This is a genomic window from Rhodococcus sp. P4_B6 (assembly GCF_056402215.1).
In genome coordinates, this window is record NZ_JBFUHV010000279.1 from 1 (window position 1) to 7,688 (window position 7,688).

The following is a 7,688-nucleotide window of genomic DNA, read 5'->3' on the forward strand; positions in this document are numbered from 1 at the left end:
GTTGAACGACTGCGCGTTGGGGTCGTAGATGATCTTCTGGATCTGGTCCTCGGGATCTGGTCCTCGGGGATGCCCGCGTCGACGAGGTTCTTGACGATGTTGTCGGCGAGCCCGGTTCCGTACGGGTCGTTGAGGGCCAGGATGGACACGCGCTGGCCGCCGTCGTCCGAGATGAGTTGCGACACAGCCTGAGCCTGCAACACGTCGGTGGGGGCGGTGCGGAAGTACTGGCCCTTGTCCGGGTAGCAGACGAACTGGTCGGAGGTGTTGGCCGGGGAGAACATCACGACGCCGGCGCTGGACACCTTGTCGATGACCTTGAGCGACACCGACGACGACGCCGCACCGATGATCACCTGGGTGCCCGCGGCCAGTTCCCGGTCCACGGTGGTGTTCGCCGTGTCGGTGGTGGTGTCGCCGGAGTCGCCGGGAATCAGCTGGACCGGCTGGCCGAGGACCCCACCGGCGGCGTTGACGTCGTTGACGGCGAGTTGGGTGCCGGCCACCATCGGCGGTCCGAGGAAGGCGAGGCTTCCGGTGTCGGGGAGCAGGGTGCCCATCTTCAGCGGTGCGGTGGACGGAGTGCCACCGGCGGTCGCTTGTTCGGGCGTGCAGTCGGTGGACACCGTGGTAGCCGAGGCGGAGCCGCCACTTCCGCTGGCGGAATTGTCGCCGCTGCCGGAGCTACAGCCTGCCAGTGCGAGTGATGCCGCACCGAGCACCGCGGCCGCCCGCACGAGGGTCCGTTGAGCCATCCCAACTCTCCTTCAATCACCTGTGGACGGACGCCACCCGAGTCGGCGTTCGCTGTGGGTCACGACGCTACGCCGATTCCGGGCCTCGACTCCGGAGAGCGCCCCGGGGTTTGTGTTCGGTGCGACACCAGTCAGGACGTCGAAATGGGCAGCTCCCCGCCGCAACGGTCCGCGAGGGCGCTGTAGGCGTGGTGTGTCCACCGTCGGCGGTCTGCGGCGCCGCGCTGATGGGTGATCGTGATCCGTCGCGGTCACAGGTCGGGCGCCTTGCGGGCGGTGTCGTCGATCGGCCCGAACTCGAGGGAGACGTGACGATCGCGATCGGCCGTCGGGGTGACGATGATGCGGTCGGGTTCGCCGCGCATCTCGGTCCGCGCGCCCGGTATCGCGGCGATGACGTCGGCGAGTGCGGTGACGGACGTCGCCCCGATCACGTCGATGGAGTCCTGCCCGGTAGTTCTGCCCGCGCATCTCGGGTCCTCCGTCTCTTCGCGGACCGCGGGAGGTCTCCACCGCGTCGCTGACGGCGGGGAAGCGCCGCATCGCGTGCCGTTCACCCCCACTGTCGGCTCATTGTGAGGATTGGGTTAACTCGTTGTTGGGAGGCACCGGAGGTCAGATCCGCGCGGTAGCGTGAGCTGTACGCCCTGTGAGCTGCGGGCGCCGTGGCTCACGCAATCCCGATACCGCTCATGCACCAGCTCAGTTCCCTCGATGCGCAGTTACTCGACGCCGAGACCTCGACGACCTTCACCCATGTCGGGGCCCTGAGTGTCCTCGGCCCCACGACGCCGGGCCGCGGGCTCGCGGCCCCGGATCTGCGGGCGCTGGTCGGTAGCCGATTGCACCTGGTGGGGCCGCTGCGGTGGCGGCTGCAGGAAGTACCCCTCGGCCTCGACCTGCCTTACTGGGTGGACTCGGAGTCCCTCGATCTCGGCTACCACGTCCGGGAGGCCACCCTGCCCGGCCCGGGCACCGACGAACAGCTCGCCGATCAGATCGCCCGTCTCGCAGCACGCCCCCTCAACCGCAACAAGCCCCTGTGGGAGTGCTGGCTGGTCCACGGTCTCACCGGCGGCCGGCAGGCGATCTACACCAAGGTGCACCCCGCGGTGATCGACGGTCTGACCGCGGCGCAGGCCCTCGCAGTGCTGATGGACACCAGCCCGCGACCCCACGTAGTGCCGCACCGCTTCAGCGACGAGCAGTACCAGGCTGCGGGCGTCCTGGGAATGGTCGGCAAGAGCGTATGGCACCTGGGAACCCTGCCCGCCCAGCTGCTGTGGTCCTCGCTCGAGATGGCCCCGCACCTGCCCGAACTCGCCGGCACCAGCACCGTTCCCGGCGCGGGCATGCTCACTCGAAGGTTGGCCCGGTTCGCGCAACGGTGGTTGCCCCCGGCGCCACCGCCCGCGTCGCCGACCCCGCCCGAGACCCCGTTCAACGGCCCGGTCACGGCCAACCGGCGTTTCGCGTTCACCTCACTGCCGCTCGGCGAGGTCGAGGCGGTGGGGGCCGCGTTGGGGTTCACCGCCGACGACGTGGTGACGGCGCTGTGCACCAGCGTGTTGCGCCGCTGGCTGATCGACCACGACGCCCTGCCCGGCACAGCGCTGGCCGCGGCCATGCCGGTCTCGGTGCGCACCGAGACCGGACYGTTCGCGACCGCCCGCACCCGGCTCTCCCTGGTCCCCGTCGCGCTGCCCACCGATGACGACGACCCGGCCCGGCGCCTGCAGAGGGTGCACACCTCGCTGACCGCGGCGCCCCGGCGTTTCCGCTCGGCACCCGCCACGCTCGTGCGTGACTTCGGCGCCCGGCTGCCGCAGGCGGTGCGCGGTCTGATCTCGCGCACACCGCTGCGGGCGCTGACCACGCCCACACCACCGGTCAACCTGGTCATCTCCCACGCCGTCGGCCCCACGCGGCCGGTGTACGCCGCGGGCGCCGAGGTGACCGGGAACTTTCCCATCTCCGCGGTCACCGACCACGCCGGCATCACCATCGCCGCGATGTCCTACGACCGGCACCTCGATGTCGGARTCCTCGCCTGCCGCGAACTGGTTCCCGACGTGTGGGACGTGACCGGGCACCTGCACGAGGCCCTCGCCGAACTGACCGCATGCACACGCAACGTCCGACACCTGCGCCCCCGCCGCCCCCCACCGTGACWGGCGGCGAGGTCGGCGGCGCGTCATCACGCACCCATCCCGAACGGTGACACCCATCACTCGCTCCCACTCCCGCGATCCGCTGGGGCGRTCAAATCGCGGGCGGCGCCCTGGGCGCCCAGCCGGCGGGCGGTGTGCTTGACATGGGTGCGTTTGGCCTCCCCCACCACACGRGCGCGGCAGTTGCGGTTCGCGCCGAGCGCCGCCTGCTGATCCGGGGTATACGTGGGCCGGGGKCGSTCGAGGTGGGCGAACACCACCCGCTGGGTTGATCAGATCCGCCACCCGCCGCAACGATGACTGTCCTTCACAACTTCCACCGGGTGTTCGCTGTGGCCCCACCAATGGACCAGCGCGTGTTGCCCCAACCACTCCCGACGTCCAGTTGTCAGGGTCATCCCGTCCGCCCGCCTCAGCACGGCCCGCCCGCATCGCGCTGTTCCCGAGGAAATGCCCAGGAAAGTGGAGACAGATCGCGGTGGTAATACCGTGAGACACATGAGAAACGCGCAGGTCGCAGCGTCTCAAAGTCACCGGCAGCGAGACCCTACCGCCCCGTTCAGGGGACACCCGCACGGTGACCTCGCCCCGGGCCGACGACCAGGCACGGTCAGCACCAGCCCATGGACGGTATTGCCTCCGACGTCGAGTAACCCCTAGTCCCACATGACTGGTACCGGGTCTACCGTCGGGACTTGTGACAGCACGTAAAGCAGGGCGTGCACACACGATCACGCCCAGCCCCGAGGTTCCGCTCGACTTCGCTCGGGAATGGTCGAGTTCCTCGATCCCGACAACTCCGAGCACCTCATCGCCGCGGACATGACGTGGCTGCTCTCGCACTGGACCTGCGTGTTCGGCACCCCGGCCTGCCGGGGCATCATCGCCGGCCGACCCGACGACGGCTGCTGCTCGCACGGCGCCTTCCTCTCCGACCAGGAGGACCTCGAGCGACTGAACGCATCGGTGAAGCTGCTCACACCCGAGGACTGGCAGTTCATGGACACGGGCCTCGGCGAGAAGGGCTACATCGAGGAGGACGACCTGGACGACGAGCCCGCGCTGCGCACCCGCCGCTACCAGGGCGCGTGCATCTTCCTCAACCGGCTTCGAGGGCGGCATCGGCTGCGCGCTGCACTCGATGGCGCTCAAACGCGGCATCGAACCCCTCGAGGTGAAGCCCGACGTGTGCTGGCAGCTCCCGATCCGGCGCACCCAGGAATGGGTCGAACGCCCCGACGGCGAACAGATCCTCAAGACCACTATCACCGAGTACGACCGCCGCGACTGGGGCGAAGGCGGCGCCGACCTGGATTGGTACTGCTCCGGCTCCCCCGACGCCCACGTCGGCAGCAAGGCCGTCTGGCAGTCATACGCGCCGGAGCTGACGGAACTGCTCGGCACGGCCGCGTACGCCGAACTGGCGAAGCTCTGCAAACGCCGGGCCGGGCTCGGTCTGATCGCCGTACACCCGGCCACCGCGGCCGCCGCGGCCGCCGAGCAGAAGCCCAGGTAACGGAGCGGACCCCGCGGTCGATCTCCCAGGCACCGCCTTCCTCGGTCCGGCCATGATGGGAGAGATCGACCGCAGCCGTCGCCTTCGCACCGCGAACCCGCCTGTGCCGGAACATTGCCGCTCATCGGCCGCCCCCTTCGGGATCGACCACCGGTAATCCGCCCCAGGTGAGGTGGGGCGTCGCCGTGTCGTGCCACCGGGCGTCCCGTCAGATCGTCGAGGTGGGGCGACGGCGGACCTCGGCAAGTTCCGCGCGGAGTTCCTCGCCCCGCTCCCGGACGGCCACTGCTTGGGTGCGCGAGGCAGCAAGATCGGCACGGGCGGTGCCGAGTTCGCCGCGGATCTCGTCGGTGCGGGTCCGCTCCGCCGAGTGGCGGCCCGGGCGTCGTCGAGGTGGGGCGACGGCGGACCTCGGCAAGTTCCGCGCGGAGTTCCTCGCCCCGCTCCCAGACGGCCACTGTTTGGGTGCGCGAGGCAGCGAAATCGGCACGGGCGGTGCCGAGTTCGCCCCGGATCTCGTCGGTGCGGGTCCGCTCGGCCCGACTGGCGGCCCGGGCGTCGTCGAGGTCCGACTCGAGCCGGTCGATCGTCGCGGCGGCGGCCGCGGAACCGCGGTCCGCCCCACCCCGGACCCGGGCGACCTCGTCGGCGAGTTCGGTGGCGCGGGTGCGCCGGGATTCGACGAGGTGACGCTGCTCGGCATCTCCTCGTCGGCCGCCGCCAGGGGCGCGCACCTGCTCGGCTTGCTCGGCGGTCAGGCGCTGTCCATCACCCTCACCAGCCGAGCCGGCCAGCTCGATGTCGATGTCGTCAGCGGCAGCATCTCCCGGTATGTGCGGGTGGTGCCGGCGAGGCCGATAATCCGATGATGACCAGCGGGCACGGCGCCGGTGCGGGCGAGCCACTCGATGTCGGCGACCGAGTGCTCGCGGCAGCAGATCTCGGCGGTTTCCTCCGCCCCCGCATCCGGCGCGGAACGCCGGGTGTGGTCATCGGGTGCGGGTTCGACGGATTACTGGCCGTGTATTTCGCCAACGGCCGCGTCCAGCACGCCAGCCCGGACGAACTCCAACTTGCCGCCACCCCACCACCGGCGTACCGCGAGGTCGATGATCCGCCCAGTGACCGCGGCTGACCACGATCGCCGTGAGCTCGGTCGGCACCGTCGGCGCCGCGGTGTCACACTTTTGGGGTCCGGCGGGTGCTCGGTGGCCTGAACGGGGGGCGGCACCTGTCGGCGAGGGGGTTCCGCCGGAGATCCTTCATATCCGCAGGTCAGGACCTTGTAGGGGTTGTCGAAGAGCGGGTACCGTGATGTGTGCGGATCAGGGAAACCGCGGGTCTCGGTGACCTTGTGAAGCAGAGATCCGGCCGAGAATGTGACAGCATTCCCGGCCGAACCCCTGTCCGGGACATGCCCCGTGACTGCCCCTCGGCCGGGTCCGCGCAAACCCCTGGACCCCGCCACGGCACCCAGATCACCGCGGCCCTGGTTGCTGGATCCGCTCGCGGGGTCGCGTTCCTGTCGTTCGTCGGAGTGCTGCGTGACCGGCTCGGCGGACTCGCGGGACCGGTTCTTCGCGACCGTGTTCCTGGGCAGCGGGCTGCTGTTTCTGGCCATGCCGTTCGTGTCGATGTCGATCGCCGGCGGGATCCTCACCGTCTAATAACGCGACATTGAGGTTAACGGTCCGCGGGACCCTCAGGGGTTCCAGCGGGCAGGGTCAGCGAGAGCAGCTGGACCCGTTGGGGTCCCCGCGGCGTGGTGTAGATGACGGTGTCGCCGGGCCGATGCCCGGCGAGGGCCAGGCCCAGCGGGCTGTCGGCGGTCACGGTGGTCTCGTCGCCGCCGGCAATCTCCTCGGTGATCGATACGATCCTCACCCCGGTGACCGTGGTGTCGGCGAACCGCAGGGACAACTCGGTTCCCCACAGGGAGCGTGTCCGCGGTGCCCGTCGTCGAGCGATCACCCTCGAGCCAGGCGCCCAGTTCCGCGATCCGATCGTCGACCTCCGCCAGTGCATCACCGCGCTCCAATGCGTCGGCGTCATCGGCGCTGTCACCAACCCGGTCACGCTCGGCGAGCTCGGCCGCCATCCGCTCCCGACGCGCGCGAAGCTCTTCCATCTGGTCGGCGACGCGGTCACGCGCCAGCGCCGGTTCGCCCTCATCGCGGCTGTTCAATCTTGCCCCTGCCGTCGGCCGTAATTGGCTGTGACCTTGTGGATGACATGTACTCCAGTCATTGGCTGTCCTCTGCCCCGAACCTACCGGGGTCAACGCGGTCGGATCAACGCTGCACGGCCTCGGTGGAGGGCAACGGCGACGTAGGCGCCGAGGATCAACGCCTCAACCGACCGGCTCGAGTGGCGGTTTCGATGGCACGCGAGAGCTCGAGTTGCAGCGCGATGCCGAGGTCGCTACCGGTCTCCGCGACGGCGGTATTGCACAGGCACGGTGTCCCGGTTCCGGACTCGTCGAGGAGGAACTCCTCCTCAACACCGACCGTCGGAAGGGCGTCCGCCGCGCTGCCGCAGGAAATACAGGAAATACCCGGGTTCGTCGACACCGTGGATGCCATCGTGCGCTCCGGCAGCGCCCGGCCCGGGTAGAAGCTGAACGGGCCGTACATCTCCCGTGGCGAAGGCGCATGCGGGAGCGAGCGATGAGCGGACAGCGGGTCACCGGTGGTGATCACCAACCGGCGGGTAACGATCCGTCCCCGCGAGGACGCCGGGCCAGGGTCCTCGATCACGCTATGGACCCGCCCGTATCGTTCGTGCCGACGGGTCATGCCGGCGAGGTGACTCGGCGGCATGGGTCGGGTCTTCGAAAGGGCGCACGGGCACTGACGGGGCGGGCGGGCGGGCGGGCGGGCGGGCGGAGTTGTTGCCCCGAGGGCGGGGCACCGGTCCCCCGGCCACGGCGCCTCCTGATAACTCGGATCCTTCGAGCGGCGGGGCACCCACACGGAAGAAGTGGGCAGCCCGGATCCAGCTCGCGGTGCTCGCTGAGGTTCCCCCCGAACGGTGGACAAGGGGGTTGCGTGCCTCAGGCGACTCCCACCTGAAGCAACTTCTCGTAGCTGTCGGGACTGTGCATCCCCACCGTAGAGTTCCGTCGAACAGTGTTGTAGAAGACAATCCAGTTGTCAACGCCAGCAACGAGATCAGCCTTCGTTGCATAGACGTGCCGATAGTATTCTTCATGCTTGAAGATCGACCAAAACGATTCGGATGGACTGT

The 7,688-nt window shown here is 69.4% G+C and carries 8 protein-coding genes and 3 pseudogenes; 6 read left to right on the forward strand and 5 right to left on the reverse strand.

Going from position 1 to position 7,688, the window contains the following annotated elements; genetic code table 11:
• Both AC1DWT_RS48200 and AC1DWT_RS48205 read right to left on the reverse strand, forming a co-directional pair.
• Positions 1–755 (reverse strand): annotated as a pseudogene (locus AC1DWT_RS48200) (ABC transporter substrate-binding protein); the annotation flags it as partial.
• Between the two features lie 251 nt (positions 756–1,006).
• On the reverse strand, positions 1,007–1,189 hold the full coding sequence (locus AC1DWT_RS48205; RefSeq protein ID WP_241031608.1) for a hypothetical protein: 183 nt from the start codon (positions 1,187–1,189) through the stop codon (positions 1,007–1,009).
• Between the two features lie 258 nt (positions 1,190–1,447).
• Here AC1DWT_RS48205 and AC1DWT_RS48210 point away from each other — a divergent pair, with 258 nt between their 5' ends.
• The 5 genes and pseudogenes from AC1DWT_RS48210 to AC1DWT_RS48230 all read left to right on the forward strand — a co-directional run.
• The gene (locus AC1DWT_RS48210) at positions 1,448–2,926 is read left to right on the forward strand and encodes a wax ester/triacylglycerol synthase family O-acyltransferase (RefSeq protein ID WP_477925979.1); all 1,479 of its coding nucleotides are present in this window, start codon (positions 1,448–1,450) and stop codon (positions 2,924–2,926) included.
• A 730-nt stretch (positions 2,927–3,656) separates the two neighbouring features.
• Positions 3,657–4,442 (forward strand): annotated as a pseudogene (locus AC1DWT_RS48215) (DUF3109 family protein).
• 293 nt (positions 4,443–4,735) lie between these two features.
• Positions 4,736–5,311, forward strand: coding sequence for a hypothetical protein (locus AC1DWT_RS48220; RefSeq protein WP_206015577.1), 576 nt, complete (start codon positions 4,736–4,738; stop codon positions 5,309–5,311).
• Positions 5,311–5,577 carry a hypothetical protein gene (locus tag AC1DWT_RS48225; RefSeq protein ID WP_206015576.1) on the forward strand — a complete coding sequence of 89 codons (267 nt, stop codon included), beginning with the start codon at positions 5,311–5,313 and terminating at the stop codon, positions 5,575–5,577. The genes AC1DWT_RS48220 and AC1DWT_RS48225 overlap by 1 nt, the downstream gene beginning before the upstream one ends.
• Before the next feature lie 312 nt (positions 5,578–5,889).
• Positions 5,890–6,106, forward strand: a pseudogene (locus AC1DWT_RS48230) (hypothetical protein); the annotation flags it as partial.
• A 19-nt stretch (positions 6,107–6,125) separates the two neighbouring features.
• Here the strand turns inward: AC1DWT_RS48230 and AC1DWT_RS48235 are convergent.
• Entirely contained in the window at positions 6,126–6,326 is a 201-nt protein-coding gene (locus AC1DWT_RS48235) for a GreA/GreB family elongation factor (RefSeq protein ID WP_206015575.1), read from the reverse strand.
• A 4-nt stretch (positions 6,327–6,330) separates the two neighbouring features.
• Between AC1DWT_RS48235 and AC1DWT_RS48240 the strand changes: the two genes are divergently transcribed.
• Entirely contained in the window at positions 6,331–6,651 is a 321-nt protein-coding gene (locus AC1DWT_RS48240; protein ID WP_206015574.1) for a hypothetical protein, read from the forward strand.
• Between the two features lie 133 nt (positions 6,652–6,784).
• Here AC1DWT_RS48240 and AC1DWT_RS48245 read toward each other — a convergent pair whose 3' ends face one another.
• Together AC1DWT_RS48245 and AC1DWT_RS48250 are read right to left on the reverse strand one after the other, a co-directional pair.
• Positions 6,785–7,198 (reverse strand): hypothetical protein, encoded by a 414-nt coding sequence (locus tag AC1DWT_RS48245; protein WP_206015573.1) that lies wholly within the window; start codon positions 7,196–7,198, stop codon positions 6,785–6,787.
• 296 nt (positions 7,199–7,494) lie between these two features.
• Positions 7,495–7,688 (reverse strand): IS3 family transposase (locus AC1DWT_RS48250; protein ID WP_477925980.1); only part of this gene is annotated, 194 nt, incomplete at its 5' end.